Source organism: Micromonospora cremea, assembly GCF_900143515.1.
GTDB lineage: Bacteria > Actinomycetota > Actinomycetes > Mycobacteriales > Micromonosporaceae > Micromonospora > Micromonospora cremea.
This window is the reverse complement of record NZ_FSQT01000001.1, coordinates 1,887,344-1,914,164: the sequence shown is the minus strand read 5'-3', so window position 1 is coordinate 1,914,164 and position 26,821 is coordinate 1,887,344. Positions and strand designations below refer to the sequence as shown.

The 26,821-nt window shown below is 73.4% G+C and carries 29 protein-coding genes, 1 pseudogene and 1 riboswitch; of the genes and pseudogenes, 15 read left to right on the top strand and 15 right to left on the bottom strand.

Annotated features, from left to right (window positions below; all coding sequences use genetic code 11):
- Window positions 1–8 precede the first annotated feature (8 nt).
- A complete protein-coding gene (locus BUS84_RS08800) occupies window positions 9–1,445 on the bottom strand; it encodes a glycine hydroxymethyltransferase (RefSeq protein ID WP_074310382.1) in 1,437 nt (478 codons plus the stop codon).
- Window positions 1,446–1,463: 18 nt separating this feature from the next.
- Window positions 1,464–1,553, bottom strand: a riboswitch (ZMP/ZTP riboswitch).
- Between BUS84_RS08800 and BUS84_RS40620 the strand changes: the two are divergent.
- A pseudogene (locus BUS84_RS40620) lies at window positions 1,515–2,087 on the top strand (SDR family NAD(P)-dependent oxidoreductase); the annotation flags it as partial. (Overlaps the previous riboswitch by 39 nt.)
- Before the next feature lie 61 nt (window positions 2,088–2,148).
- Window positions 2,149–2,508: an SDR family NAD(P)-dependent oxidoreductase gene (locus BUS84_RS40615; protein WP_280175108.1), complete on the top strand. Its 360-nt coding sequence runs from the start codon at window positions 2,149–2,151 to the stop codon at window positions 2,506–2,508.
- A 79-nt stretch (window positions 2,509–2,587) separates the two neighbouring features.
- On the opposite strand, the gene BUS84_RS08790 is transcribed toward BUS84_RS40615, so the two are convergent.
- The 4 genes from BUS84_RS08790 to BUS84_RS08775 all read right to left on the bottom strand — a co-directional run bounded on the left by BUS84_RS08790 (window position 2,588) and on the right by BUS84_RS08775 (window position 6,417).
- Window positions 2,588–3,088, bottom strand: a complete 501-nt coding sequence (locus BUS84_RS08790; RefSeq protein WP_074310380.1) for a hemerythrin domain-containing protein — start codon at window positions 3,086–3,088, stop codon at window positions 2,588–2,590.
- Window positions 3,089–3,213: 125 nt separating this feature from the next.
- Window positions 3,214–4,686, bottom strand: coding sequence for a S8 family peptidase (locus BUS84_RS08785; protein WP_074310378.1), 1,473 nt, complete (start codon window positions 4,684–4,686; stop codon window positions 3,214–3,216).
- A gap of 146 nt (window positions 4,687–4,832) precedes the next feature.
- Entirely contained in the window at window positions 4,833–5,702 is an 870-nt protein-coding gene (locus BUS84_RS08780; protein WP_074310376.1) for an NAD(P)H-hydrate dehydratase, read from the bottom strand.
- A complete protein-coding gene (locus tag BUS84_RS08775) occupies window positions 5,686–6,417 on the bottom strand; it encodes a histidine phosphatase family protein (protein WP_074310374.1) in 732 nt (243 codons plus the stop codon). Before BUS84_RS08775 ends, BUS84_RS08780 begins: the two co-directional genes overlap by 17 nt.
- A 142-nt stretch (window positions 6,418–6,559) precedes the next feature.
- Here BUS84_RS08775 and BUS84_RS08770 point away from each other — a divergent pair, with 142 nt between their 5' ends.
- From BUS84_RS08770 to BUS84_RS08760, 3 genes are all read left to right on the top strand, one after another.
- On the top strand, window positions 6,560–6,790 hold the full coding sequence (locus BUS84_RS08770; RefSeq protein ID WP_074312354.1) for a hypothetical protein: 231 nt from the start codon (window positions 6,560–6,562) through the stop codon (window positions 6,788–6,790).
- 207 nt (window positions 6,791–6,997) lie between these two features.
- Window positions 6,998–7,324, top strand: a complete 327-nt coding sequence (locus tag BUS84_RS08765; RefSeq protein ID WP_074310372.1) for a hypothetical protein — start codon at window positions 6,998–7,000, stop codon at window positions 7,322–7,324.
- A 107-nt stretch (window positions 7,325–7,431) separates the two neighbouring features.
- The gene (locus tag BUS84_RS08760; protein ID WP_074312352.1) at window positions 7,432–8,403 is read left to right on the top strand and encodes a DNA polymerase domain-containing protein; all 972 of its coding nucleotides are present in this window, start codon (window positions 7,432–7,434) and stop codon (window positions 8,401–8,403) included.
- Window positions 8,404–8,415: 12 nt separating this feature from the next.
- Here BUS84_RS08760 and BUS84_RS08755 read toward each other — a convergent pair whose 3' ends face one another.
- Window positions 8,416–8,934, bottom strand: a complete 519-nt coding sequence (locus BUS84_RS08755) for an Lrp/AsnC family transcriptional regulator (RefSeq protein ID WP_074310370.1) — start codon at window positions 8,932–8,934, stop codon at window positions 8,416–8,418.
- Window positions 8,935–9,028: 94 nt separating this feature from the next.
- Here BUS84_RS08755 and pdhA point away from each other — a divergent pair, with 94 nt between their 5' ends.
- From pdhA to BUS84_RS08735, 4 genes are all read left to right on the top strand, one after another.
- Window positions 9,029–10,195 carry a pyruvate dehydrogenase (acetyl-transferring) E1 component subunit alpha gene (pdhA, locus tag BUS84_RS08750; protein ID WP_074310368.1) on the top strand — a complete coding sequence of 389 codons (1,167 nt, stop codon included), beginning with the start codon at window positions 9,029–9,031 and terminating at the stop codon, window positions 10,193–10,195.
- Window positions 10,192–11,208 (top strand): alpha-ketoacid dehydrogenase subunit beta, encoded by a 1,017-nt coding sequence (locus BUS84_RS08745; RefSeq protein ID WP_208869644.1) that lies wholly within the window; start codon window positions 10,192–10,194, stop codon window positions 11,206–11,208. Before pdhA ends, BUS84_RS08745 begins: the two co-directional genes overlap by 4 nt.
- On the top strand, window positions 11,205–12,578 hold the full coding sequence (locus BUS84_RS08740) for a dihydrolipoamide acetyltransferase family protein (protein WP_074310364.1): 1,374 nt from the start codon (window positions 11,205–11,207) through the stop codon (window positions 12,576–12,578). The genes BUS84_RS08745 and BUS84_RS08740 overlap by 4 nt, the downstream gene beginning before the upstream one ends.
- A 128-nt stretch (window positions 12,579–12,706) precedes the next feature.
- A complete protein-coding gene (locus tag BUS84_RS08735) occupies window positions 12,707–14,383 on the top strand; it encodes a right-handed parallel beta-helix repeat-containing protein (RefSeq protein ID WP_074310362.1) in 1,677 nt (558 codons plus the stop codon).
- 43 nt (window positions 14,384–14,426) lie between these two features.
- Here the strand turns inward: BUS84_RS08735 and BUS84_RS39695 are convergent, their stop codons facing one another.
- Together BUS84_RS39695 and BUS84_RS39690 are read right to left on the bottom strand one after the other, a co-directional pair.
- Complete coding sequence (locus BUS84_RS39695; protein WP_244298551.1) at window positions 14,427–15,002, bottom strand: PKD domain-containing protein; 576 nt, start codon at window positions 15,000–15,002, stop codon at window positions 14,427–14,429.
- A 2-nt stretch (window positions 15,003–15,004) separates the two neighbouring features.
- Entirely contained in the window at window positions 15,005–15,559 is a 555-nt protein-coding gene (locus tag BUS84_RS39690) for a PQQ-dependent sugar dehydrogenase family protein (protein ID WP_244298440.1), read from the bottom strand.
- Window positions 15,560–15,932: 373 nt separating this feature from the next.
- Between BUS84_RS39690 and BUS84_RS08725 the strand changes: the two genes are divergently transcribed.
- Entirely contained in the window at window positions 15,933–17,195 is a 1,263-nt protein-coding gene (locus tag BUS84_RS08725) for a L,D-transpeptidase (RefSeq protein ID WP_074310358.1), read from the top strand.
- 108 nt (window positions 17,196–17,303) lie between these two features.
- Here the strand turns inward: BUS84_RS08725 and BUS84_RS08720 are convergent, their stop codons facing one another.
- The gene (locus tag BUS84_RS08720) at window positions 17,304–18,320 is read right to left on the bottom strand and encodes an SMP-30/gluconolactonase/LRE family protein (RefSeq protein ID WP_074310356.1); all 1,017 of its coding nucleotides are present in this window, start codon (window positions 18,318–18,320) and stop codon (window positions 17,304–17,306) included.
- 273 nt (window positions 18,321–18,593) lie between these two features.
- Here BUS84_RS08720 and BUS84_RS08715 point away from each other — a divergent pair, with 273 nt between their 5' ends.
- Window positions 18,594–18,980: an STAS domain-containing protein gene (locus BUS84_RS08715; RefSeq protein WP_074310354.1), complete on the top strand. Its 387-nt coding sequence runs from the start codon at window positions 18,594–18,596 to the stop codon at window positions 18,978–18,980.
- 134 nt (window positions 18,981–19,114) lie between these two features.
- On the opposite strand, the gene BUS84_RS08710 is transcribed toward BUS84_RS08715, so the two are convergent.
- Both BUS84_RS08710 and BUS84_RS08705 read right to left on the bottom strand, forming a co-directional pair.
- A complete protein-coding gene (locus BUS84_RS08710; protein WP_074310352.1) occupies window positions 19,115–19,507 on the bottom strand; it encodes an FKBP-type peptidyl-prolyl cis-trans isomerase in 393 nt (130 codons plus the stop codon).
- Window positions 19,508–19,707: 200 nt separating this feature from the next.
- Entirely contained in the window at window positions 19,708–20,265 is a 558-nt protein-coding gene (locus BUS84_RS08705; protein WP_143728294.1) for a DoxX family membrane protein, read from the bottom strand.
- Window positions 20,266–20,453: 188 nt separating this feature from the next.
- On the opposite strand from BUS84_RS08705, the gene BUS84_RS08700 reads away from it, so the two are divergent.
- On the top strand, window positions 20,454–21,143 hold the full coding sequence (locus tag BUS84_RS08700) for a CBS domain-containing protein (protein ID WP_074312348.1): 690 nt from the start codon (window positions 20,454–20,456) through the stop codon (window positions 21,141–21,143).
- Between the two features lie 134 nt (window positions 21,144–21,277).
- Window positions 21,278–22,222, top strand: a complete 945-nt coding sequence (locus tag BUS84_RS08695; protein WP_084757296.1) for a TerC/Alx family metal homeostasis membrane protein — start codon at window positions 21,278–21,280, stop codon at window positions 22,220–22,222.
- A gap of 12 nt (window positions 22,223–22,234) precedes the next feature.
- Here the strand turns inward: BUS84_RS08695 and BUS84_RS08690 are convergent, their stop codons facing one another.
- The 4 genes from BUS84_RS08690 to BUS84_RS08675 all read right to left on the bottom strand — a co-directional run bounded on the left by BUS84_RS08690 (window position 22,235) and on the right by BUS84_RS08675 (window position 24,767).
- Window positions 22,235–22,960: a helical backbone metal receptor gene (locus tag BUS84_RS08690; RefSeq protein WP_074310350.1), complete on the bottom strand. Its 726-nt coding sequence runs from the start codon at window positions 22,958–22,960 to the stop codon at window positions 22,235–22,237.
- Between the two features lie 64 nt (window positions 22,961–23,024).
- On the bottom strand, window positions 23,025–23,585 hold the full coding sequence (locus BUS84_RS08685) for an Asp23/Gls24 family envelope stress response protein (protein WP_074310348.1): 561 nt from the start codon (window positions 23,583–23,585) through the stop codon (window positions 23,025–23,027).
- Complete coding sequence (locus BUS84_RS08680; protein ID WP_074310346.1) at window positions 23,582–24,106, bottom strand: DUF6286 domain-containing protein; 525 nt, start codon at window positions 24,104–24,106, stop codon at window positions 23,582–23,584. The genes BUS84_RS08685 and BUS84_RS08680 overlap by 4 nt, the downstream gene beginning before the upstream one ends.
- Before the next feature lies 1 nt (window position 24,107).
- Window positions 24,108–24,767: an Asp23/Gls24 family envelope stress response protein gene (locus BUS84_RS08675; RefSeq protein ID WP_074310344.1), complete on the bottom strand. Its 660-nt coding sequence runs from the start codon at window positions 24,765–24,767 to the stop codon at window positions 24,108–24,110.
- A gap of 178 nt (window positions 24,768–24,945) precedes the next feature.
- On the opposite strand from BUS84_RS08675, the gene BUS84_RS08670 reads away from it, so the two are divergent.
- Window positions 24,946–25,818: a phytanoyl-CoA dioxygenase family protein gene (locus tag BUS84_RS08670; RefSeq protein WP_084757295.1), complete on the top strand. Its 873-nt coding sequence runs from the start codon at window positions 24,946–24,948 to the stop codon at window positions 25,816–25,818.
- Between the two features lie 108 nt (window positions 25,819–25,926).
- Entirely contained in the window at window positions 25,927–26,799 is an 873-nt protein-coding gene (locus tag BUS84_RS08665) for a DUF2726 domain-containing protein (RefSeq protein WP_074310342.1), read from the top strand.
- The last annotated feature ends 22 nt before the right edge of the window (window positions 26,800–26,821 follow it).

The window sequence follows — 26,821 nt, the reverse complement described above, 5'->3', positions numbered from 1 at the left end:
GCTGGTGCTCAGGTGAGGTCGACGGTGGGGTAGAGCGGGAACGGTGCCAGCAGGTCGGTGGCCTGGCGGGCGATCTTGTCGGCGAGGGCCGGGTCGAGGGTGTACTTGGCCTTCGAGGGGGTGCCGTCGGCGTTGGCGCCGGCCGTGGTCTGGGTGAGCACGGTGTGCATGAGCTCCGCGGTCTGGTCCATCTCCGCGGTGCCCAGGCCCCGGGTGGTCAGAGCCGGGGTGCCGATCCGGATGCCCGAGGTGTACCACGCGCCGTTCGGGTCCTGCGGGACCGAGTTGCGGTTGGTGACGATGCCCGAGTCCAGCAGCGCCTGCTCGGCCTGCCGGCCGGTGAGCCCGTAGCCGGACACGTCGATCAGCACCAGGTGGTTGTCGGTGCCGCCGGTGACCAGCTTCGCGCCCCGGCTCAGCAGCCCCTCCGCGAGGGCCTGCGCGTTGTCCACGATCCGCTGGGCGTAGTCGGCGAAGTCGGGGCGGCGGGCCTCGGCCAGCGCGACCGCCTTGGCGGCCATCACGTGCGGCAGCGGGCCACCGAGCACCATCGGGCAGCCCCGGTCCACCTGGTCGGCCAGCTCCGGCTGGCAGAGCACCATGCCGCCGCGCGGGCCGCGCAGCGACTTGTGCGTGGTGGTGGTGACGATGTGCGCGTGCGGCACCGGGTCGAAGTCGCCGGTGAACACCTTGCCCGCCACCAGGCCGGCGAAGTGCGCCATGTCGACCATGAAGGTGGCGCCGACCGAGTCGGCGATCTCCCGCAGGATCCGGAAGTTCACCTTCCGGGGGTACGCCGAGTAGCCGCCGACCAGGATCAGCGGCTTGAACTCGCGGGCCGCCTCGGCCACCTGGTCGTAGTCGATCAGACCGGTCGCCGGGTCGGTGCCGTAGCTGCGCTGGTCGAACATCTTGCCGGAGATGTTCGGCCGGAAGCCGTGGGTGAGGTGGCCGCCAGCGTCCAGCGACATGCCGAGCATCCGCTGGTTGCCCAGCTCGCGACGCAGCGCGAACCAGTCGGCCTCGGTGAGGTCGTTGACCTGGCGTACCTGCGCCTTCTTCAGCGCGGGGGACTCCACCCGGTCGGCCAGCACCGCCCAGAACGCGACCAGGTTGGCGTCGATGCCCGAGTGCGGCTGCACGTAGGCGTGCGCCGCGCCGAACAGCTCGCGGGCGTGCTCGGCGGCGAGTGCCTCGACGGTGTCGACGTTCTGGCAACCGGCGTAGAAGCGGCGCCCGACGGTGCCCTCGGCGTACTTGTCGCTGAACCAGTTGCCCATCGCGAGCAGGGTCGCTGGAGAGGCGTAGTTTTCGCTGGCGATGAGCTTGAGAGACTCCCGCTGATCGGTCAGCTCGGCGCCGATGGCGTCGGCCACCCGCGGCTCGACGGCCCGGATCACCTCAAGGGCACTCCGGAATGCGGTGGACTCGGCGTTGCGCGACATGCGACCTCCTACAGGCGTGCGGAAGGCCCAGGCGCTCGGCAAACGTCCTCGTGACGGGGCCGCTCCCCGATGGTTCTCCATCCCCACGCGCCAGTAACGGCCCGGGCCGATCCTACCGGGCCGACCCGGGCCCGCCCGGCCGACCTCCGGACGCGGCCCGCCGAGGTGGTTGGACGGGGCGTGGCAGGGCATTCGGTAGGGGTCTGCCGCACCGGTGCGGGTGCGGCCGCCGTCCGCACGAGAGGAGTCGACACCATGACCACACCGACCACCGAGCGGCCGCTCGCGGTGGTGACCGGGGCGTCCAGCGGGATCGGGTACGAGCTGGCCGCGCAGTTCGCCGAGCACGGCTTCGACCTGGTCATCGCCGCCGAGGACGATGGCATCACGGCGGCGGCGCAGAAGCTGCGTCGCGACGGCGGCCCGCAGGTCCAGCCGGTCCGCGTCGACCTGGCCCGCGAGCAGGGTGTGGAGGAGCTGGCGTCGGCCGTCGCCTCGACCGGCCGCCCGATCGAGGCCCTGGCGCTCAACGCCGGCCGGGGTGCCGGCGGGGCCTTCGTCGGCGGCACCGACCTGCGTGACGAGCTCGAGATCGTCGACCTCACCGTCCGCGCGACGGTGCACCTGGCCAAGCGGCTGCTGCCGGGGATGGTCGAGCGCAGGGCGGGCCGGGTGCTGTTCACCTCGTCCGATCGCCTCCACCATGCCCGGGCCGTTCCAGGCGGTCTACAACGCGTCGAAGTCGTTCGTGCAGTCCTTCGCCGAGGCGCTGCGCAACGAACTGAAGGACAGCGGCGTCACGGCGACCTCGCTGATGCCCGGGCCGACCGACACCGAGTTCTTCGACCGGGCCGACATGGAGGACACCCGGGTCGGCTCCGGGAAGAAGGACGACCCGGCGAAGGTCGCCGCGCAGGGCTTCGCCGCGCTGATGAAGGGCGACCAGACGGTCACCGCGGGTTCGCTGATGAACAAGGTGCAGACCGCGGCCGGCAAGATCGTCCCGGACAAGCTCAAGTCCGAGCAGCACCGCCGGATGGCCGAGCCGGGCTCGGGCGACTGAGCGCGGCGCCGCCCCGAGCGGGGTGGCGCACCACGAGGGCCCGGCACGGTGCCGGGCCCTTCGTCGTACGCGGGGTGGCTCAGGCGGTCACCGCGTCGATCGCCTTCTTGATCGCCTTCGGCTCGCTGGGGGTACGCGGCGCGTCCGCGCGCAGCGCGATCATCTTCTCGCCGATCTCCTGGAGCTGCTTGCGGCCCAGTGCCTCGCGCACCTTGGGGAACCACTCCTGCTCCTCCTCCTCGACGTGGTGCGTGACGTTCTCGATCAGCACCGTCGTCTTGGCGTTGAAGCGCTCGTCCTTGGCGTCCATCCCGGCCAGCTCGAAGCAGAGCAGGTCGGCCACGTGGTGCTCCTCGTACGACTCGAGGATGTCGTCCTTCAGGTCGGGCAGGAGCCGGCGGATCTCCGGGTATATCACCTCGTTCTCCAGGTAGGTGTGCACGGTCAGGGCCTCCAGGATCTGGCCCACCAGCTTCTGCCGTTGGCTCGCCGGCCACTCCTCGGCATCCTGGAAAGCCTTGAACAGGCGGCGCATCTCCTTGTGGTCCTCTTTGAGCAGGACGATGGCATCGGTCGACACCGGTATGACCTCCCTGGATCTCGTCTGGTGTCGATCCCGTACCCGGGGGATGAACTGCGGAAACAGGGGCGAACGGGTGGGGCCCGGCGCCGAAGCGCCAGGCCCCACACTGGTCGTACCGTTGGTCAGCGGACCACGTTGTACGCGCTCACCATGCCCGCGCCGTAGAAGCCGGTCCGCGCCCCGCCGGAGCAGGTCGCGTCGAAGGCGGCACCCAGCAGCGGCACCGGGTTGTAGACACCAGCGGGGCAGCTCTGCGCCTGGGCTGTGCGCTCCAGGAACGACGCCAGCTGGCCCGGGGACATGCCCGGGTGGGCCGAGGCCGCCAGCGCCGCGACGCCGGCGACGTGCGGGCCGGACATCGAGGTGCCCTGCTTGTAGCCCCAGCCGTTGGTCCGCGTCGCCGTGTTGAAGGTGGTGGACAGGATGCCGTCGGTCAGCGTCGACTGGGCACCCTGGGTACGGAACCGGGTGTCACCACCCGGAGCGGTGACGTCCACGACGCCCTGGCCGTACGAGGAGTAGTAGCTCTTCTCCCCGGTCGGGCCGACCGCCGAGACGGTCACCACGCCCGGCGCCTCGGCCGGCAGGTCGACGCAGGCGCTGTTGATCTCGCGCACCTCGGGCGTCCCGTTGTTCGGGCTGCCCGCGTCGACCGTCTTGTGCGCCAGGTCGACGTTGGAGTTGCCCGCGGAAGCGACGTTCAGCACGCCCTTGCTGTTCGAGTAGCGGATGGCACGCTGCACGGCCTGCCACACCGGGCGCTGGCGCGCGTCGTTGCGGCAGTTGAACTCCCACGGGTCGATGTAGTAGCTGTTGTTCGTGACCTTCATGCCGTGCTCGGCGGCCCAGAGGAAGCCGCAGACCGCCGCCTCGGGGTAGATGAAGCCGTCGTTGTTGACCACCTTGACGGCGGCCACCTTGACGCCCGGGGCGACGCCGGTGACGCCGACGCCGTTGATGGCGGCGGCGATGGTGCCCGCCACGTGGGTGCCGTGGTCGGACGTGGTCGGGTTCCAGGCCGCCTCGGTGGTGTCGACGACGCCGCCAAGGCAGGACGTGCTCTTGTCCTTGGCGATCTGGCTGGCCAGATCGGGGTGGCTGGAGGAGATGCCGCTGTCCAGCACGCCCACCACCACGTCGGCGCTTCCGGTGGTGACGGCGTGGGCCTGCGGGACGCCGATCATCGGCATGTCCCACTGCTGGCCGAACAGGGGCTCGGCGGTCGGGTCACCGGTGGCGTTGGCGAGGTCGGCGGCGGAGACCTCGACGGTCTCGCCCTCGTCGAGAGCGGTGCCGAGCCCGGTGGTCGCGGCCACCGACTCGACCCCGGCACCGGCGACCCTGCGGGCGAAGTCAGGGTTGCTGGAGCGGGCGACGAGCACGCCGATCTGCTCGTAGTTGGCCACCACGGTGCCGTTGGCGGCGGCCACCTGGGCAGCGGCCCGGTCGTTCTTCGCGCCCTGCGGGGCGAGGACCAGGAACGTGGTGTCCGGGCCGGCGGCCGCCGCCGGTGCCAGTCCGCCGGTGACGGCGAGACCGACGCCGAGCGTCACCGCGGACGCGGCGGCCAGTGTCTTGTGGCGGAGGTTCTTCACACAGACTCCCAGGGACGGGTACCAGCCGGTGCGGCTCCCGGGCGGGGAGCGACCGGCCGAGGGCGGGCGGGATGCCCGTCTCTGGTACTCCAGCGCGGGGAGTCGATGTGGCGTTACACACACCCCGACGGGTGGGACGAAAGGTGTCAGACCGTGGCCAGCGTGCGGGGGATCTCGTCGAGCAGTTCCCGGGCCAGGAAGCCGATCCGGCCGTACCGGGGGATGAGCCGCTGGCCGCTCACCGCGTGCGCGAACGCTCCCCAGCAGGCGGCCTGGGCCGGCTCCGCGCCCCGGGAGAGCAGACCGGCCAGCAGCCCGGCGAGCACGTCCCCGCTGCCCGAGGTGCCCAGCCCGGCGTCGCCGCTCTCCTCGCGCCAACGCCGCCCGTCCGGCGCGGCCACGTGCCCGTACAGCGAGACGACCGCCTCGTACCGGGCGGCCAGCTCGGCCGCCTCGGCGTCCAGGTCGTCGCCCGGGTCCCGGCCGAGCAGGTGCCCGGCCTCGGTGACGTTCGGGGTCAGCACCACCGGTCGCCCCGAGCCGACCAGCAGGTCCGGCTCGTGGCTGAGCGCGCCCAGGGCGTACGCGTCGAGCACCAGCGGGGTACGCGGCCCCGCCGCGTCCAGGACCAGGCGCAGCAGCCGGCGCGTCTCGTCGATCCCCTTCAGCCCGGGGCCCAGGGCCACCACGTCGGCATGACCGATCAACTCGCCGAGCTGGCCGTCCCCGTCCGCGGCGGCCGCGCCGGCCGGGGTCTCCGGCAGCCCGATCACCAGCGCCTCGGGCACCTGGACGCTCAGCGTGGCAGCGGTGGACTCGGCGGCGGTGAGCTGGAGCACCCCCGCGCCTGCGCGCAGCGCGGCGACCCCGGCGAGCAGCACCGCCCCGGGGGTGAAGCGGGAGCCGCCGACCACCAGCACGGTGCCCCGGCTCTCCTTGCCGCCGGCCGGGACCGGCAGCTCCCAGTCCCGCAGCAGCCCCGGCGTGATCACCTGCACCTCAGACCGGCTCGGCATGGACCTCGTCCTCCCTGGTCGGCTGGGCGCCCTGGCGGCGCAGGTGGCCGACCTCGTTGAACCCGCCGGGCATCAGCCGATCCTCGCTGTCGGCCGACCAGTGGGTGATCGAGCAGTTGGCGATCACGTGTTCGCGGGTCAGCGCCATCAGTTCCGGCTCGGTCAGGCCCTCCACCAGGTAGCGCAGCAGGAACACCAGCGCGTCGTGACCGAAGAGCAGTACCCGCTGGCCGGCGTGGTCCCGGCGCAGGTCGCCGAGGAGCGTCCGCAGCCGCAGCGCCACGTCGGTCCAGGACTCCCCGCCGGGCGGCCGGTAGTAGAACTTGCCCAGCCGGGCCCGGCGTTCGGCCTCGTCCGGAAACCGCCGGCGCACCCCGTGCCCGGTCAGCCCGTCGAGGATGCCCAGCTCCCGGTCGCGCAGCCGCTCGTCCCGGCTCACCGGCACCCCGGTGCCGTGCAGTGCCAGCTCGGCGGTGGAGACCGCCCGCAGGTACGGCGAGACCACCGCCACGTCCGGGCGTCGGTCCGCGGGCAGTCCGGCCAGCCAGCGGCCGGTGGCCCGGGCCTGCTCCTCGCCGGTGGGGGAGAGCGGCACGTCGGCGTCCCGGTGGGTCAGCCCGATCAGGTCCGCACCGTTGGACTCGGCCTCGGTCGCCGCCACGTTCGCGGTGCTCTCGCCGTGCCGGATGATCCACAGGGTTGCCAGTTCGGCCATGCGGCACCCCTACCCGGCCCGTGTGCCCGGTAACCGCGTCATCATGCGGCACCGGCGACCCCGGTCGGCGCGTGAACCCGCCCCGGTCGGGTAAGCGTGGGCTTCACCGCGAAGCCGACAGGGGAGGTGCGCCGTGGCGACGATGGTCAAGGAGCAGGCCAGCCCGGTAAAGGACAAGAACTACGACCTGATCCGGACGTTGCAGATGTCACTGGAGAACGTGTACCGGATGGACACGTACATCGCCGACGCCGAGGGGCGTGGCGACAGTGAATTGGCCAACTGGTTCCGCATGATCCAGGACAACAGCCGCAAGGCCGGCGAGCAGGGCAAGCAGATGCTGGTGTCCCGGATGCAGCAGGAGAAGCGCTGACCGCGGCGAACATCGCCGGGGCGGAGGCGGATGCCGGTCGATGACCGGCATCCGCCGCGCTGAACTCCGGCCACCGCCCCACGTCCCCACAACCCCCTCGATGCACGCGTGACCGGTCAGGTTCGGGACAGCGCCGCGAGGGGTCGATGGGGAACAATCTCCGTCCGGGGCGGCGGGGCCGCCCCGAGACGAAGGGGTGGGTCGGCGATGACGGTCGTCCGGGGTCTGCGGGAAGCGCTGCTGCTGTTCCTGATCGCCGCCGTTCTGGTCGCGGTCGCCGCGGCGGTCTGGGTGGCGGTCGACGGGGGTGACTACACCGGCCGACTGGGGATCGCGCTGATGGTGGTGGGCGCACTGTTCGGGGTGACCGGCGACCTGACGCTCAGCCGCATCGGCATGCTGGGCCCGCGCGCCACGTTCGGGCTCGCGCCGGAGCGCGAGGAGGCCGGCGGCGGGCGGGTGCTCACCGGGGTCGGCATCTTCCTGTTCGTCGGGTTGCCGCTGATCCTGGTCGGCGTCCTCCTGGTCACCTGACCCGGCGACGGCGTCGACCGCGGGGCAGCCCGCGCTGCGCGCGCCGCGCCCTTCTCGTCTCCGTTCGATGACCGCGAGGAGCCCGCCGGCGTCGTACCCTCGTGGGCGTGGCCACGGCGGCGGAGGAGATCCAGGTGGGGGAGCGGCTGGTCCGCGTCTCCAGCCCTGACAAGCCGTACTTTCCGGAACGCGGGCTGACCAAGCTGGACGTGGTGCGCTACTTCCTGGCGGTGGGCGACGGCATTCTGCGCGCGCTGCGGGACCGGCCGACCATGTTGGAACGCTGGCCGCGCGGCGTCTTCGAGGGCGCCACGATCGCCACCCGGCAGACCAACCGGGGTGACGCGTTCTACCAGAAGCGGCTGCCGGCGGGCGCGCCCGACTGGGTGCGGACCGCGCACATCACCTTTCCGAGCGGCCGCACCGCCGACGAGGTCGCGCCGAGCGAGCTGGCCGTGGTGATCTGGGCGGCCAACCTGGGCACGCTGCGCTTCCATCCGTGGCCGGTCACCGCCGCCGACGTGGAGCGCCCCGACCAGCTGCGCATCGACCTCGACCCGATGCCCGGCGTCGACTTCGCGCAGGTGGTGCCGGTGGCCCATGAGGTGCGGGCGTTCCTCGCCGAGCTGGGCATGACCGGCTACCCGAAGACCACCGGCGGCCGGGGCCTGCACGTCTACCTGTCGATCGAGCCGCGGTGGAGCTTCGGCGAGTGCCGGCGGGCGGTGCTCGCGCTGGGCCGGGAGATGCAGCGCCGTCTGCCCGACCTGGTCACCACCACCTGGTGGCGCGAGCAGCGGGACCGGCCGGTCTTCGTCGACTACAACCAGATGGCCCGGGACCACACGGTGACGTCGGCGTACTCGATCCGGCCGACGCCGGCCGCGCTGGTCTCCGCGCCGCTGGACTGGTCGGAACTGGACCGGGTGCGGCCGGAGGACTTCGACGTGCTCAGCATGCCGGCCCGGTTCGCCGAACGGGGCGACCCGCACGCCGGCTTGGACGGCGACCGGCATTCGCTCGAGCCGCTGCTGGAGCTGGCCGACCGGGAGGGGCTGGAGGCCCCGCCGGAGCGCTGAGCGGCCCGGCGGTCACGCCCACGGGCTGCCGGCCCCGTCGAACTCCTCGAAGACCAGCCAGGTGCGGGTGGACAGCACCCCCGGGATGCTCTGCACCCGGCCCAGCACCACGTCCCGCAGCGCGGCGTTGTCCGGTGCGCGGACCAGCGCGAGCACGTCGTGGTCGCCGCCGAGCAGCGCGGCGTGCTCGATGTAGCGCACCCGGGCCAGCTCCGCGGAAACCTCCCGCCAGGTGTTCTGCTCGATCGTCAGCGCGATGTACGCCGAGGTGCCCAGGCCGGCCGCGACGGGCTCCACCTGGGCCCGGAACCCGGTGATCACTCCGTCGCGCAGCAGCCGCTCCACCCGGGCGTACGCGTTGGTGCGGGAAATGTGGATCCGCTCAGCGAGGGTGCGCACCGAGGTCCGCCCGTCGCGGACCAGCTCGTCGAGGATCCGCCGGTCCACCTCGTCCAAGGGGCGTGCCGATCGTCCCGATCCGGTCGTCCGGCCGGCCTCGTCTGCGGCCTCCTGGCTCACCGATGCACCCATCGCATGCCAACCGTCCCGCCTTCTACCTGGATCTTGAGTCAATCATCCGACAGGCGGAAGCATAGGCCCACCACACGTCCCAGGAGGTCCCGCCGTGACGACCACACCCCAGGCGGTCCGCAGGGCATCCCCGCGCACCCGCCGGGCGGCCACCCCGCCCGATCCGGCGCGCCCGCTGCTGCCGGACGCCGAGCCTGTCCGCCTGCTCGACCCGAGCGGCACGCCGCTGCCCGCCCGCACCGACTACCCGGAGCCACCCGTCGAGGCGCTGCGTGAGCTGTACCGCCGCATGGTGCTCGGCCGCCGGTTCGACACCCAGGCGACCGCGCTGACCAAGCAGGGCCGGCTCGCCGTCTACCCGTCCTCCCGCGGGCAGGAGGCGTGCCAGGTCGCCGCGGTGCTCGCGGTCCGGGACACCGACTGGGTGTTCCCCACCTACCGCGAATCGATGGCGCTGGTTGCCCGGGGCATCGACCCGGTCGAGGTGCTCACCCTGCTGCGCGGCGACTGGCACTGCGGCTACGACCCGGCCGCGGTCCGGACCGCACCGCAGTGCACCCCCCTCGCGACCCAGTGCGTGCACGCCGCCGGGCTGGCGCACGGCGAGGCGTACCAGGGGCGCGACACGGTGGCACTGGCCTTCATCGGCGACGGCGCGACCAGCGAGGGGGACTTCCACGAGGGGATCAACTTCGCCGCCGTGTTCAAGGCGCCGGTGGTCTACTTCGTGCAGAACAACCGGTACGCGATCAGCGTCCCGCTGTCCCGGCAGACCGCCGCGCCGTCGCTGGCGTACAAGGGCGTCGGCTACGGGGTGCCCAGCGAGCAGGTCGACGGCAACGACCCGGTCGCGGTGCTCGCCGTACTGACCCGCGCGGTCGCCCACGCAAGGGCCGGCAAGGGCCCGTACCTGGTGGAGGCGCACACCTACCGGATGGAGCCGCACACCAACGCCGACGACGCCACCCGCTACCGCGACGGCGCCGAGGTCGACGCCTGGCGGGACCGGGACCCGGTCACCCGACTGGAGACCTACCTGCGGGCGCGCGGGGTGCTCGACGACGCGGCGGTCGCCGACATCGCCGAGCAGGCCGAGGCGTATGCGGCGGACCTGCGGACCCGGATGAACGAGCAGCCCACGGTCGACCCGCTGAGCCTCTTCGACCACGTCTACGCCGAGCCCACCCCGCAGCTGGTCGAGCAGCGCGAGCAGGTCCGCGCCGAGCTGGCCGCCGCCCGCGACGAGGAGGGTGACGCCTGATGGCCACCACCATGGCGAAGGCCCTCAACACCGCGCTCGCCGACGCGCTGGCCGCCGATGAGCGCGTCGTCGTCTTCGGCGAGGACGTCGGCCAGCTCGGCGGCGTCTTCCGGATCACCGACGGCCTGCAGGCCCGGTTCGGCGAGAACCGCTGCTTCGACACCCCCCTGGCCGAGGCCGGCATCGTCGGCTTCGCCGTCGGCCTGGCCATGTCCGGGCTGCGGCCGGTGGTCGAGATGCAGTTCGACGCGTTCGCGTACCCGGCGTTCGAGCAGATCGCCTCGCACGTGGCGAAGCTGCGCAACCGCACCAGGGGCGCGTTGAGCGTGCCGATCGTCATCCGGGTGCCGTACGCCGGCGGGATCGGCGGGGTGGAACACCACTGCGACTCGTCCGAGGCGTACTACGCGCACACCCCCGGCCTCAAGGTGGTCACCCCGGCTACCGTGCAGGACGCGTACTCGCTGCTGCGGGAGGCGATCGAGGACCCGGACCCGGTGGTCTTCATGGAGCCCAAGAAGCTCTACTTCGCCAGCGCCGACGCGGAGCTGCCGGCGCGTACCGAGCCGTTCGGCCGGGCGGTCGTGCGCCGGCCCGGGCGCGACGCCACCCTGGTGGCGTACGGGCCGGCGGTGCCGGTCGCGCTGGAGGCCGCCGAGGCCGCCCGCGAGGAGGGCTGGGACCTGGAGGTGGTGGACGTCCGCACCATCGTGCCGTTCGACGACGCCACGATCACCGCCTCCGTCCGGCGTACCGGCCGGTGCGTCGTGATCCAGGAGGCGCCCGGGTTCGCCGGCGTCGGCGCGGAGATCGCCGCCCGGGTGCAGGAGCGCTGCTTCCACGCGCTGCACGCCCCGGTGCTGCGGGTGGCCGGGCTGGACATCCCGTACCCGGCGCCGATGCTGGAGCACACCCACCTGCCCGGGGTGGACCGGGTGCTTGACGCGGTGGCCCGGTTGCAGTGGGACGACCAGCCGGACCCGCGCTGGTCGACGCAGGGCAGCGCGGCATGACCACGGTCGAGCGGACGCAGGTCTTCCTCCTGCCCGACCTGGGCGAGGGGCTGAGCGAGGCCGAGATCGTCGAGTGGCGGGTCGCGGTGGGCGACGTGGTCACGGTCGACCAGAGCGTGGTCGAGGTGGAGACCGCCAAGGCGGTCGTCGACGTGCCCTGCCCGTACGCCGGCCGGGTGGTCACCCTGCACGGCGCGGCGGGTGAGGTACGGCCGGTCGGCCAGCCGCTGATCACCATCGCGCCGCTGGACGGCGGCGACGAGCCGGCCGGGCACACCACCTACCGCGAGGAGGAGCGCGCGGGCTCCGGCAACGTGCTGATCGGGTACGGCACCGGGCGCGGTGGAGCGGTCCGGCGCCGACGCCGGCCCCGGCTCGCGCTGGCCCCCGAGCCCACCGACGCCGTCTCCGGCCTGCCCGCCGGGACCAGCCCGGCGGGCGGTACCGACCACGCCTCCGGTGCTGCCCCGTCCGGCGCCACCGCGCCGGCCGCCCTGGTCATCTCACCGATCGTCCGGCGGCTGGCCCGGGAGCGCGGCGTCGACCTGGGCACGGTGCGCGGGTCCGGGCCCGGCGGGGTGATCCGCCGCGCCGACGTGGAGGCGGCGCTGACCGCGCCCGCCCCCCGGCTGGCGGCCGTGCCGGACCCGCACGTGACGGTGGCCCCGGGCGGGGACGGCGATGTGATCGTCCCGCTCACTGGCGTCCGCAAGGTGATCGCCGACAAGCTCTCCCGCAGCCGGCGGGAGATCCCCGAGGTGACCATCTGGGTCGACGTGGACGCCACCGGGCTGTTGGAGACCCGGGCCGCGATCAACGCGGCGACGCCGGACGCGCCGGTGAGCATCCTGGCCCTGCTGGCCCGGATCTGCCTCTCCGGGTTGCGCAGGTTCCCGCAGCTCAACGCCCGGGTCGACACCGAGGCCCAGCGGATCGTCCAGTCCGCCGGGGTGCACCTGGGCATCGCCGCGCAGACCGACCGGGGCCTGCTGGTGCCGGTGCTGCGCGACGCCCAGCGGCTCACCACCGCCGAGTTGGCCGCGGAACTGACGGCCACCACCGCGGCGGCGCGGGCGGGCACCCTGGCGCCGGCCCGGTTGACCGGCGGCACCTTCACCCTGAACAACTACGGGGTGTTCGGCGTGGACGGCTCCACGCCGATCATCAACCACCCGGAGGCGGCACTGCTCGGCGTGGGGCGGATCGTGGACAAGCCGTGGGTGGTGGATGGGCAGCTCGCCGTGCGCAAGGTGACCCAGCTCAGCCTCACCTTCGACCACCGGGTCTGCGACGGTGGTGTGGCCGGTGGCTTCCTGCGGCACGTCGCCGACTGCGTGGAGCGCCCGGCGCTGCTGATCGCCGCCGTCTGACCCGGCGTACCCCGGCCCCGGCGACGCCTCATGCGGCGCCGGGGCCGGCGCACGCCCGGGGTTTCCCCAACGTGTCATCGGGAAGTCGGCCCCGCGGAGTGCACCGTCGCGTCGAAGGGAGCCGGTCCGTGGCGTACCAGGTACCCAACGCCGTCCGGGAGCGCCGGCCCGCCTCGGCCGGCGCGCCGCTCTACTGCGACGCGCTGGAGTACGGGATGTGCGGCGACGGCCGGACCAACGACCAGCCGGCGCTGGCCGCCCTCGTGGACCGGCTCGGCGACGGGTACGCGTCGGACGGGCGTGCCCGCGTCATCTACTGCCCACCGGGCATCTACTCGATTCGGGACGCCGGCACGGTGTGGCGCAGCGGCGTCTCGCTGGTCGGGGCCGGGCCGGCGGCGACCCGGTTCCTGCTCAGCAACGAGGGCAACCGGGCCGACCCGACCCCGTTGGCCTACTGGACCACCGTGCAGCACGGCGCCGGCCGGGACCGGCACATCGCCGACTGCGCCTTCGCCGACTTCGAGATCGACGGCTCCGGGGTGGCGATGGCCGAGTACAACTACCTCGCCAAGGGCCTCGGCCTCCAGTACGTGGTCCGCGGGGTGTTCCGCAACCTCTACATCCACCACACCGCGGCCACCGGGCTGGGTTGCGACTTCCTCCAGGACAGCCTGATCGACGGTGTGGTGGTGGTCGGCTGTGGCCGGCTGGACAACGGCGAGCAGATTGGCGGCGCGGGCATCGGGGTGGGCATCGGCGGCTGGGGCGCCGTGGAGCGGCTGACCATCGCCAACTGCACCACCCTGGCCAACGGCACCAACGGGATCTTCCTGGAACTCCAGAAGGGCTACTGGACCCCACCCCGGGGCTACCGCATCATCGGCTGCCACAGCCAGGGCAACCGGTTCGGCATCTCCGACTGGGGCGCGGACGGGCTGATCGTCTCCGCCTGCACGATAACCGCCAACCTGGAGGCCGGCTTCGACGTCTCCGCCGAGGGCACCGCGGGCGTGGCCGGCCGGGGTGGGTTGCTGACCGACTGCGTCATCGACGGCAACATCAGCGACGGGATCAGCATCGGCAACACCCCTGGCCCGTACACGATCCGGGGCAACCGGATCAGCGGCAACGGTCGGCACGGCTACCACGGGCACGACCTCGGGCACGGTTACCAGGGCCCGGCACGGGACGTGGTGATCGAGAGCAACGAGTTCTGGGGCAATGGACTGGACGCGGTCCGGGTCGACCATCCGATGGTCGACGCGGCACTGCTCAACAACCGGATCCGCAACAACGGCCGGCAGTTCGCGCAGGCGGCCGGCGGGGCCGGCGAGACGGTCCGCTACAGCGAGCGGTCCCTGGTGGACCGGGCGGCCGACTGGCCGCACGACGGGCACCGGGGCAAGGTGCTGCGGGTCGGGCGATCCATGGCGCTGGTCGCCTCGAACACCGGCGACGAACTCACCCTCGCCCCGGTCCGTCCCGACGCGCTGAGCGCGTGGAGCGGGGACATCCCGCCGCCGGGCTGCCGGTACGAGCTGTCCCCGGCGCCCGGGCGGCGGGCCGGCATCACCATCGACGCGGCGTTCGACTCGGCGACGATCCGGGGCAACCGGATCTGGGACAACCATGAGACCCGGACCCAGACCAACGGGTTGTGGATCACCGAGCGGGGCAGCTGCGTGGACTGCCGGGTCGAGGGGAACGACCTCGGCGGCAACGCCGACGACGGGATGCGGCTGGACACCCCGCCGGTGGGCGGGCGTTGGCGCGACAACCACGACGACAGCGACTGGGGCTGAGCGGCGGCGGCCGGAGTACACCGGCCGCCGCCGTCAGGACCTGTCAGCCGGCCAGACCGGCGACCGTCGCCGTGCCGGTCTGCGGCGGTACGCCCGGCTCAGTCGGCGCGTCGGTGTACTCCGCGACGAAGACCGCGGTGAGGTTGTCCGCCCCGCCGTGCCCACCGTCGACGAACGTGGCGATGGTCCCGGAGCAACCGGTCGCCGAGGAGAGCGGGTGCCCGTGCTCGTCGTGGCCGAGCACGTAGGTGACCTTCACCCGGGAGCAGTCCACCGGCAGGTCGTCGGTGACCTTCACCCGGGAGCAGTCCACCGGCAGGTCGTCGGTGACCTTCACCTGGTAGGCAACCGTCTGCCCGAACTGGAACGGCTGACCGGCCACCGGGCTGACGAACTCGACGATCGGCGCGCGCGGCCCGACCAGCAGCGGCAGGGTCGCCGCCGCCGACCGTCCGGTGCGGTCGGTCACCTTCACCGTGGGGGTGTAGGAGCCGTTCTCCTGGAACGTCCAGGTCGGGTTCGGGTCGGTGCTATCCACCGAGCCGTCCGCGTTGAAGTCCCACGCGTAGCGCAGCGCGTCACCGTCCGGGTCGACCGTGCCGGCGCTGGAGAACGTCACGGTCAACGGCGCCTGCCCGGCGGTCGGGGTGGCGCTGATCTTCGGGATCGGCGTCCGGTTGCCCCGGACGAAGTCGATCCGGGACAGCTGGGCGTCCGGGTTCTCGGCGAAGTAGCCGTCGCCGTACTCCAGCACGTAGAGCGCGCCGTCCGGACCGAACTCATGTCCATCGGGTTGTCCACCACCAGCGACGGCACCACCGGCCGGATGTCCTTGACGTCGCCGTCCTCGTCGAGGCGGAACTCCTTGATGTAGTCCCGGGTCCACTCGTAGAACAGCGGCACCCCGTCGTAGTAGGCCGGCCACCGGGTTCGCGAGGTGCTGGTCCCGTCGTAGTCGTACGCCGGGCCGCCCATCGGCCCGATGCCGCCGGTGCCCAGCTGCGGGAACTCCCCGGAGGCGGCGGACGGGTACCAGACCTGCGGCTGCTCGACCGGCGGCAGCTGCCGCTTACCGGTGTTGTGGGGTGAGTCGTTGACCGGGCGCTTGCAGTTGAACTTCGGACCGGACTCGCCGGTGGCGAAGTCGTAGTCGCGGTACGCGATGGTCGGGGTCACACAGTACGGCCAGCCGTAGTTCGCCGGCTTCTCGCGCCGGCTCCGCCCCGGCCCGGCCCGGTGCAGCGTCGTACGGCCAGATCGTGGGATTCCTGCCCGTCGCGCCAGGGGCGAAAGCAGCGCAACCGTGGCAGAACGTGCAAGGTCGCCGTGGTCGGGGTCGGACGGGACGTCGTGGGTCGGGTGGGGCGCGGCCGGTCGGAGTGGGTCGGTGCCGCTCAAGGCGGGCCGGTTACGCCTTTGTTTCGTCAAGTGACTCAGCGCCGGAAAATGCGCCGATAAATGCGCCGCCGATTATTTCCGAATGGCATGGGCACCCCGATGGAGACGGCGAGAATGTGGCAGAGGGAAGCCGAAAACGGGGGGACTGAACATGACGTTGAGGCGGCGATTGACGCTGTTGGCGGTAACCATCGCAGCCGCACCGCTGGTTGTGGGCGGATGCACCTCCGAGCGGGACCCGGCGTCGAGCAAACGGCACGCCGCCCCGCCGGAACTCACCGTGACACCGGGGGACAAAGCCCGGGAGGTGCCGGTCAGCGCCGAGCTGGGCACCGCGGTCAAGGGCGGGCGGGTCACCGACGTCCGGCTCAAGGACGACAAGGGCAACCAGGTCAAGGCGGAGCCGCGTGAGGACGGCTCGGGCTGGGTGCCGAGCACGCCGCTGCAACCGAAGCGGACCTACACCGCCGAGGTGACCGCGACCGGCGACTCGGGCGCCACGACGACCCGCACCACCACGTTCACCACGATGGCCAAATCCACCAAACCGCAGATCACCAGCACGCTCTATTTCGTCGGCAACCGGACGTACGGCACGGCCATGCCGGTAACGGTGGCGTTCGACCCGGGAATTCCGAAAGAGGCCAGGGCGGACGTCCAGCGCCGGTTGTTCGTAAAGACGAATCCGCCGCAGCCGGGCGCCTGGTCGTGGCTGGACGACGGCACGCAGGTCTACTACCGGGCGCCCGACTTCTGGCGTCCGGGGACGACGATCAGCGTCCGGGCCGGCCTGCAGGGTCTGCCGATCGGCAAGGACCGGGTCGGTGACGCCGAGCGGACCGCGACCTCCAAGATCGGTAAGCAGGTCGCGCTGGAGATCGACAACGCCACCAAGCAGATGACCGTGCTGCGCGACGGCAAGCAGGTCCGCCGGATCCCGGTCAGCCTGGGCAAGTCGAGCACGCCCACCTCGAGCGGCAAGATGGTGATCATGGAGAAGCACGAGCGGACCACGTTCGACACCCGGGGCGAGCCGGACGGCGGCTACGTGGTCGACGTCGACGACGCTCAGCGACTCACCTGGGGTGGCGAGTTCATCCACTCGGCCCCATGGTCGGAGGGCGACCAGGGCAGCACCAACGTCTCGCACGGGTGCACGAACGTCGCCGCCAACGCAGCGGACTGGTTGATGGGGGTGACCCAGGTCGGTGACCTGGTCACCGTGAAGGGCACCGAGGTGCCGTTGCAGGCCGGCAACGGCTGGACCGCGTGGAACGTGAGCTGGGACGAGTTCGTCCGCGGCAGCGCCCTGCCGGTGCCGCCCGGGCTGCGGCCCGCGCCGGTCGCCCCGGCGCACCCGGGGGCGGTGGCCGGTGGGTCGCCCGCACCGGCGCCCTCGATCAGCGGCCGCTGACACAGCCTCGACGGCCTCGGGGTCGGCCCGCCATTCCGGCGGGCCGGCCCCGGACCCGGTAAGGAGCCCCGGAGGTACGCCGCACCGGGTGGATTTGGGCCCGGGCGCTCAGTCCACCGGTACCCGCGCCACCCCGGGCCCGATCAGGCTGCCCAGCCAGAGTTGGTCGCCGTGCTGGCGTACCCCGGTGATCATCCAATAGTGCCCGGCCGGGCCGTGCAGCGTCCGGCGGACCGTGCCCGCGCCGTCGACCAGCGCGACCAGCCCGTAGCGGCGCGGCTGCGGCTGCATCGCGTCGGGCAGCAACGCGGCGAGCTGACGCAGTCGCGGGTGCGGCAGCAGCCGCTCGGCGACCGGCACCCGCGGGCTGGGCAGCGCGATCCAGTACGTGCCGTCGCCCACCGCGGAGAGATTGTCCGGATAGGCGGGCAGGTCGGCGAGCACCCGCACCCCGCCGCCCAGCTCGACGCGGAGCAACCGGTGGGTCGTGGTCTCCACCAGCATCAGCGCCGACTCGTCGGGGGTCAGCGCGATCCCGTTCGGGAAGTACAGCCCGTCGGCCACCACCTCGGTGCGCCCGGTGGCCGGGTGGTGCGCGAGCACCCGGCCGTTGGGGCGGTGCTCCAGCAGGTCCCGTTTCCAGTGCGAGACCGGGAACCGGTCGGAGGAGTCGGTGAAGTAGATGGTGCCGTCGCGGGCCACCGTCGCGTTGTTGGCCAGGTGGACCGGGGGTGCCGTGCCGGTCAGCTCGCGTACCGCGCCGTCGGGCGTGACCCGCAACAACCCGCGGTACGCGTCGCAGACGATCAGCGCCTCACCGGACCGGTCCAACTCGATGCCGAGCGGCCGGCCGCCGGTCTCGGCCAGCAGGTGGGGTCGGGTGCCGGCCGGCGCGTCGGCCGGCCACCACCAGAGTCGGCCGTCCTCGTCCCCGCTGATCACCCGGCCACCCGGGTCGACCAGCACGTCCTCGGGGCCGACGGCGCCGTCGGGCAGTGGCAGCAGGTCGACCTGGTCGAGCCGGCGGTCGGTGGCCGCCCACGCCCCGGTGAGCGGCGGAGGGACGGTGGCCTGCTCGCGGACGGGCCGGATGAGCCGGGGCGGCCGGGGCCGGGGGATCAGCATCGGTCCATTCTCCACCGCCGATGCCCGCCGGGCCGGATCACCGCCGTGGCGCGGCGCGGCGGACGGTCGAGCAGCCGGGCGTCGGACTCCCGGTGGTCGTCGCGGGCATCGGGCGGCGGCGTGGGTCTCTCCATGGTGGCGAGCGCGGGGCCGGGGCACCCTGGCCTCCTCCGTAAGGGGGATCGGGGTGGCCTCGGGGTTTGACCCTGGACGTACCCGGAATCACTCCGCGGAGGGGCGAAACTGTCGGGGGTGGGGGCTAGATTTCTCGGCATGGGAGAGCGCAGCGACCGGTTGGACGTGCAGGTCAGCGTGAGTGATCAGGTGGTCCTGGTGCGGGTGGCCGGCGAGGTCGACATCGCCACGGTGGCCGCGTTCCGCTCCGCGCTGTGGGCCGCGCCGGCCCGCCCGGTGCTCCAGCTGGACCTGTCCGAGCTGCGACTGCTCTCCGCCGCCGGGGTGCGCGCGCTGCTCGCCGCGCATCTGCGGGTCCGTGCCCGTGGCGGCGAGCTCGTCCTGGTCGATCCGACCCCGGTGGTGGCCCGGGTGCTGCGCGCCACCGGTCTGCACCGGGTGATGCCGATCCTGGAGCCCGCCCGAGCGGTCGAGGCCGCGCGCCGCCCGGCGGTCGCGGCCGCACGTCTGGCGCTGGCCGCCTGACCAGCGCCCGGGCCTCCGCCTGATCCCGGGCGCGCGCCGGATCCGCCCAGCGGCGGGTCCCTCCGCCCAGCGGCGGGTCCCTCCGGCCAGCGGCGGGGCCGCCGGCTCGGGCCGGCGACCCCCCGAGGATCAGATCAGCGCACGCCGAGCAGGTCGACGACGAAGACCAGCGTCTCGCCCGGCTTGATGACGCCGGCCGCGCCGCGGTCGCCGTACCCCAGGTGCGGCGGAATGGTGAGGCGGCGCCGGCCGCCGACGCGCATGCCGACAACGCCCTGGTCCCAGCCGGCGATGACCTGGCCGCCGCCGAGCGGGAACTCGAACGCCTCGCCTCGGTTCCAGGACGAGTCGAACTCGCTACCGGTGGAGTGCGACACGCCGACGTAGTGCACGCTGGCCAGCTGACCCGGCTGGGCCTGCGGGCCCTCGCCCACGGTGATGTCCTCGATCACGAGGTCGGCCGGCGGCGCACCCTCGATCGGACCCACCTCGGGCTTGCCCGATCGGGCGCCTGCTGCCTGGTTCATGCGGGGAACTCCTGCCATTTGGGTGATGTGTCCGGTCACCGTCGATCCTGCCGGATCGCACCCCACCGATGTGCGGCGGTCCCGCTACCGGCGTGGCGACACCCCGGCGGACCCGTGATCCACCGGGGTGTGCGGCCGGCCACACGCCTCGGCGGACGTCACCGGTGGTGACGCCCGCCCGAGCGGTGGTGCGGTGTAAATCAGCGCAGCCAGCGCATCCGCCGGACGATCGGCAGCCGTGCCCAGGCCCGGCCGAAGCCCCAGGTATCGCCAGCGTTGACCAGCGCCAGCACCGCCAGCACCGCGGCGTAGATCAGGTGGTCGTCCATGAAGGGGTTGTTCTCCGGAGGCAGGACGGCGGTCCACATCAGCACCAGGAGCAGCCCGCCGGCCACGGCGGCAACCCGCATGCCGATGCCGAGCAGCAGGGCGACGCCGATCCCGGCGAGCCCGGCCATGAACAGCCAGTCCGCCCAGGCGGCCCCGGCGATCCCGGCGTAGACGTCCTGGAAGGGGCCGGCGACCCCGAAGGTGAGGAACCCCTCGGTCGGGCTGCCCCCGTTGACCCAGGCGTTCTTCGACTCGGTGGCGAGCCCGAGGCCGAACAGCTTGTCGATGAACGCCCAGAGGAAGATCCAGCCGAGCGCCAGCCGGATGCCGGCCAGGATGTACCGGGCGGCCCTCTCGCGGGGGGTGCCCGCCGTCGGAGCGGTGGTCTCGGCGCTGATCCGCTCGATCGTCGCGGCCATGGTCTCCACGTCCCTTCTCTGCTTCGCACCGCGCTTCCCGGTGGCATCTCCAGTGGACGCCTGTCGCGGCGTCGACGGCAGGGCCGACGGACCGCAACGGCCCGGGACCTTGGACCCCTGTGGCCCGGCCCGAAGGCCCTGACCGTGGCCGGCGCCCGGCCGTAACGTCCGAGGTGGACGACGAGAGGGAGGCCGTGATGAGGACCTGGCAGGTGGGTGACGTGATGACCCGGGAGGTCGCGACCGTGGTGGCCGAGACCCCGTACCGGGAGATCGTCGACGTGCTGGTGCGTCGCGAGGTCAGCGCGGTGCCGGTGGTCGACGGGTTCGGCCGGGTGCTGGGCGTGGTGTCCGAGGCCGATCTGCTGCACCGGATCGAGCGCGCTGGCGAGCCGGCGCAGCGGCGGGCCTTCGAGAGCCGTCGCCGACGTGCTTCGTTGGACAAGAGCGAGGCGTTGCTGGCCGGCGATCTGATGACCGCGCCGGCGGTCACCACGTGTCCGCAGGCATCGTTGCCGGCCGCCGCCCGGCTGCTGGATCGCGAGCAGGTCAAGCGGCTGCCGGTGCTGGACGACCTCGGCCGGCTGGTCGGGATCGTCAGTCGCGCCGACCTGCTGCGGGTGCACCTGCGCTCGGACGCCGAGATCCGCGAGGACGTGGTGCAGGAGGTGCTCCGCCGGGTGCTCGCCGTGCGGGACGGCCTGGTGACCGTCGAGGTCCGCCACGGCGAGGTCACCCTGGCCGGCCGGCTGGACCGCCGCTCCGCCGTCGACCTCGCCGGGCGGCTCGCCGCCCAGGTCAGCGGCGTGGTTGAGGTGACCAACACGATCGGCTACGAGGCGGACGACACCGCATTCGATCCGGCGCAGGTGACGCCGGTCGCCTGAGCGCCACCGCCGGCCGGTCGGCGCACGCGACTTCGCCGGAGCGCCGCCGTCGGATCGGCTGCTCGCCTAGGCTCGGGAGCGGCCGTCCGGCGGGTGGGCGGGCGGTGCGCAGTGGTCGATGCGGGGGGCGCCGGGTGGCTGAGGCGACGGTCGCGGTGCCGCTGTGGGCCTGGGCGGCGGTCGGCGCGGTGATCGCCGTGATGCTCGCGGTCGACGTGCTCATGCACCGGGACAGCCACGTCATCGAGCTGCGGGAGGCGCTGGTCTGGAGCGGCGTCTGGATCGTCGCCGGCCTGCTGTTCGGGCTGGTCGTCTGGTTCGGCCTCGGCGGCGACCCCGCGATCGCCTACTACTCCGGCTACCTGCTGGAGAAGGCGCTCTCGGTGGACAACGTCTTCGTCTTCGCCCTGCTCTTCGGCTACTTCCGGGTGCCGCCGGGCTACCAGCACAAGGTGCTGTTCTGGGGCGTCGTGGGCGCGCTCGCGTTCCGGCTGGTGTTCATCTTCGCCGGTGCCGAGCTGTTGGACCGACTCGCCTGGGCCGGGTTCGTGCTGGGCGCCTTCCTGATCTGGACCGGCTGGCGCCTGGCGGTGCGGGGGGAGCCGGACGTCGACCCGGAGCACAATCCGGTGGTCCGGCTGTTCCGGCGGCTGGTCCCCACCGACGCCCGGTACCACGGAGACCGGTTCACCGCCCGGGTCGAGGGCCGGCGCACGGCGACCGTGCTGCTGGTGGCGCTCGTCGCCATCGAGGCCACCGACGTGGTCTTCGCCATCGACTCGGTGGCGGCGATCCTCGCGATCACCACGAACACCTTCCTGGTCTGGACGGCCACCGCGTTCGCCGTGCTCGGGCTGCGCAGCCTCTACTTCTGCCTCGCCGGCCTGCTGCGCCACTTCGGCTACCTGCGCTACGGGTTGGCCCTGCTGCTCGCCTTCGCGGGGTTGAAGCTGATCCTGGCCGAGACGCCGGTGGGCAAGCTGCCGGTCTGGCTGACCCTCACGGTGGTGGTGCTGACCCTTGCGGTCTCCATCGTGGCCAGCATCATGGCCGCCCGGCGTGCCCGCGCCACCGGCTGACCCCGCTCGACGTCAGCCGGCCAGCGTCGGGCGGGACAACTGGTCGGCCAGCAGCGCGGGCGCCTCGGCGAGGGACGGGCCGTACCAGGTGAGGTGTCGCCCGGAGAGCAGTGCGCACGGTACGCCGGGAAACGCCTCCGGCCCGTCGTCGGCGCTGAACCGGTACGGCTCGTCGGGCAGCACCACCAGCTCCGGCCGCTGGTCGCGCAGTTCGGCCAGATTCGGGCGGGGATAACGCTCGGCGTGCCGGTCGTACGCGTTGATCACGCCGAGCCGGTGCAGCACATCGCCGGCGAACGTGTCGCCGCCGAGCACCACCCACGGCCGACGCCAGACCGGCACCACCGCCCGGCGGGCGGGTGCCAGGCGGTGCGGCGCGGCCCACGCCCGCCGCGCCGCCCGCAGCCAGGCCGGCTCCGCCGGCGCGCCCAGCTCGGCCAGCAGCTCAGCCAGCTCGGTCAACGCGCCCGGAACGGTACGCGGATAGGTGACCCGCACCGGCACGCCGGCGGCCCGCAGCGACTCTGCGTCCTCCCGGCGGTTCTCCTCCACGTTCAGCAGCACCAGGTCCGGCCGCAGCGCGCGGACCCGGTCCAGGTCCGGGTACTTGGTGCCGCCGACCCGGGCGACGTCCAGCCCGGCCGGGTGGGTGCACCAGTCGGTGGCCCCGACCAGCACACCCGGCAGGGTCAGCGCCACCGCCTCGGTCAGTGATGGCACCAGCGACACCACCCGCACCGCGCACCTCCGTCAGCCATCCCGTCCGGTACCGATCATGCCGGCCGGGCCGGTGCGGCTCCGGTCAGGGTCGTCCGGGCTCGATCCGGGCGGTCACGTCGAGGTGCGCCGGTTGGCAGCCGGCGGTGGTCGCGAACCGGCGGACCGCGGCGCGGACATGTTCCCGTACGCCGGCGGCCGGGGTGTCGGCCGTCAGGTCCACCCGGATCCACACGTCCGGTCGCGGCGGCGCGCCGGTGAGCACCACCCGGGCACGGCGGACCCCGGGGCCGCCGGTGAGGTCGCGCTCAAGCGCGTGGACGAGGACGTCGGCGGCCAGGCGGGTGCGACCCGGACGGCGCCCGGGGTGACTCAGCGTGCCTCGCACCGCGGAGACGGGCCGGCGCAGCTCCCAGCCCAGCAGCTGGTGCCCGGTCAGGGCGAGCAGCGCCCCGGTAACCGCCGCGGCCAGGGTGGTCCACGGCGTGGCCAGCCGCCACCGGCTCAGGAGACCGGCGCTGAGCAGTGCCGCACTGGGGTCGCCGCCGGGCAGCATCCCGAAGCTGGCCGCCAGCGTCACGGTGCCGCCCGCCACCAGCAGCAGCGCGACGATGGTCCACAGCAGTCGGTGGGCGGCGTCTGTCATACCGGCCACCCGCGGGGGAGCAGCCGGACCTCGATCCGGCCGGTGCGTGGCGCGGCGAGGCGGTGCAGCTCCTGGTGCACCGCGAACTCCACCTCGGCACGGGCTGCCGGGTCGCCGGTGGCGCGTACGCGGGGCCGCCACTCGGCGCCGCGCCGGCGGACCCGGACCCGGGCCCGGCGCACACCCGGCACGGTGCCCGCCGCGTCGGCCAGCCGGCGCTCCACACAGCGGCGGTGCAGGTACCAGCCGTCCCGCTCGTCGACGCGCAGACGGACCGGCGTCCAGCGCCGCAGCTGGGCGGCCAGGACGGCCAGGCCGAGCAGCACGGCCCCGCCGGCCGCGGCACGGACACCCGGGTCGCGCCAACGGGCGCTGGTCAGCGTGTCGTACCAGCCGGTCCGGGCGAGCAGCGGCGCCGGGCGATCCAGGGTGACCAGCAGCGCCTGCACGGCCAGCAGCGCGCCGCCGGCCAGCAGCGTGGCGGCCAGCAGCACCGAGGCGACCCGGTTGGCGGTCCGCACGTCAGCCTCCAGCCGCCTGCCCGGTGTGGGGCACGTCGACGCCGGGGACGAGCAGGTCGTCCACCGTGACGGTCACCGCCGCCACGGTGAGCCCGGTGTCGGCGGCCACCCGGTCGGCGACCGCCACCCGGACCGCCTCGGCGACGGCGGGCACGCTGTGCCCGTACCAGGTGACCAGATGCAGGTCGAGGCCCACGGACCGGTGGTCCATGCGGACCGTGGCCGGGTGGGCGCCGGACACGCCCGGCACCCGGCCGGCCGCGTCGGCTGCGATGCGCGCGACGTCCGCCGACCCGGCGGTGCCCCGTTCCCACCGGCCCGCGCCGACGCTCTGGCCGGTCCCGGCGGTGGGGCCGGTCCCGGCGCTGGGGCTGATTCCGGCGTTCCGGCCGGTCCGGGCGCTGGGGCGGGTCCCGGCGCTCGGATCCCGACCGGCGGTCGCGACGGTGCCGCCGCTCGGGTCGGGGCCGGCGGTCGGGCGGATGGTGCCGGGTGGCGCCGCGAGCCGGTGGTGGCGCCCTGCGCGGCCGGCGCGAGGTCGCCGGAGGATGGTCGGATCGCCGGCCAGCCGAGGCCGGCCGGCACGGCGAGCGCTGTCACCCTGGCGCCCGCGAGCGCCCGGACCGTTACCGGCGAGGACGCCGAACTGGCGTTCCGACATGCTGACCTCCCGACCGGTCCGCTACCGACGACCCCGCTGGATACACGCTGCGGCGACCCCTGGAACCCAGCTGCTCTGTGATGTGAGTCACAGCAGCTGTCCGGGCACTGGCGCGCTCCGATGGTCCTTGACACGCTTCTACAACGTTGTAACGCTCGCTTCGTCCCGAGGAGGCCTCATGCGTGTTCCCCCGGCGCCGCCGGCGGCGCCCGCCGCCGACCCCGTGCCCAGCGGCGATGACGAGGTACCGGTCGAGGCGCTCGGCGACCTGTACCGCGACGGCATCACCGCCTGCCGGGGCGCCTTGGACCCGGGCTGGGCGGAGCAGGTCGGCAACGATGTGGCCGTCGCGTTCGAGGAGGCACGCTCCCGCCCCGACGGCGCGGTCGGCCGCGGCCCGCAACGCTGGTACGTGGAGATCCATCCGGAGCAGCTGCGCGGCTTCGTCGAGTTGGTCACCCACCCGTGGGTGGTGTCGGTCTGCCGGGCGGTGCTCGGCCCGGAGTACGAGATCGTCGAGCTGGGTTTCGACATCCCCTTCCCCGGGGCGGCGATGCAACCCTGGCACCGGGACTTCCCGATGCCGGAGGAGACCCGGCGGCAGCGGCGGCTCACCTCGCTGGCGTTCAACCTGACCACCGTGGACACGGTGGAGGAGATGGGGCCGTTCGAGATCGCCCCCGGCACCCAGTGGGACGACGGCGTCGACTTCGACCACGAGATGTTCCCGCCCCGGGAGCGCTACCCGCGGTACCAGCAGCGGGCGGTGCGCAAGTACCCGCAGCGCGGGGACATCTCCGCCCGGTCGGCGCTGACGATCCACCGCGGCACCCCGAACGTCTCCCAGTCGCCCCGCCCGGTGCTGGTGCTCGGCGTGGACGCCCCCGGCGCGGGCAACGCCGCACACCACGACATGGCCGTCACCCACGCCTACTGGGAGCGCCTGCCCGCGTTGGTCCGGGCGCACCTGCCCTGCCCGGTGGTGGACCGGCTGGAGCCGATCCGGCAGAAGCACACGATCGAGGGCCTGGTGATGGGCGCCGCCGAGTAACCGCCGGTCCGGCCGGCCGGGCGGTCCCGGCCGCACCGCCGACGCGCGCGCCATGATCGACCGCCTAGACTCGGCCCGGCTCGACCGACCGGCGGATGGATCAGGCAGATGACGAGCACCGTCAGCGACGACCGTGGCTGGCTGCGGGCGTTGCCCGCCGACGGTGAGCGGGACACGCTGTTCACCCGCGCCGGTCACCGGGTGCACCCGGCGCGCCGCCTCAGCGAGCTGGTCCAGGGGCGTCCACCCGGGGTCACCGGCAGCCAGTGGAGTTCGGCCAGCCGGGCCGGCTTCGACTTCGTGGTCTGCGCCGCCGACACCGGTCGGCCGATCGTCGCCGTGGAGATCGGCCCGGTCGCGACCGCCGGCTCCGCGGAGCAGCGGGCCGAGCGACTCAAGGACGCGGTGAGCGCGGCGGTCGGGCTGCCCGTACTGCGGGTCGGGTCGCCAACCCTGCGGGCGGCGGAGCACGGCAGACGCCTGGTGGAGTACGTCATCGACGCGCGGGACTACGCGGCGGGCGGCGCCGGGGACGAGCCGACCCCGGTGGGTTTCCGGGACATCCTCGGCCGGCTGCCGGACGGCCGGACCGGGCCGGTCAACGACCTCGGCGCGCTGGCCCGTGCGGCCGCGGTCGAGGCGTACGTCGCCCGGCGGCTGGCCGACCCGATCGTGCGGGGGCTGCACGTGCGCTGGGCGGACGGCCCGGCGCAGGGGTGGAGCTGGGTGCAGGTGCGCCCCGACGCCTGCCTGGTCGAGCGGGTCTCGGTGACCGAGCACCGCTTCTCCTGCGGCATCGACGCGGCCCGGCTGGCCGAGGACCTCGCCACGGTCGCCGTCGGGGAACGACTGCGCGTCACCGAACCCGTCGACCCGGACCTGCTGCCGCGCGCCGAGCTCACCGCGGAGATCGTCGCGCTGAGTCGGCGCCGGCACGAGCTGGTGGGCGGTTTCGCGTTCGACCACCTCTGCGTCGACTGATCCGTTACCCGCTGCATCCAGC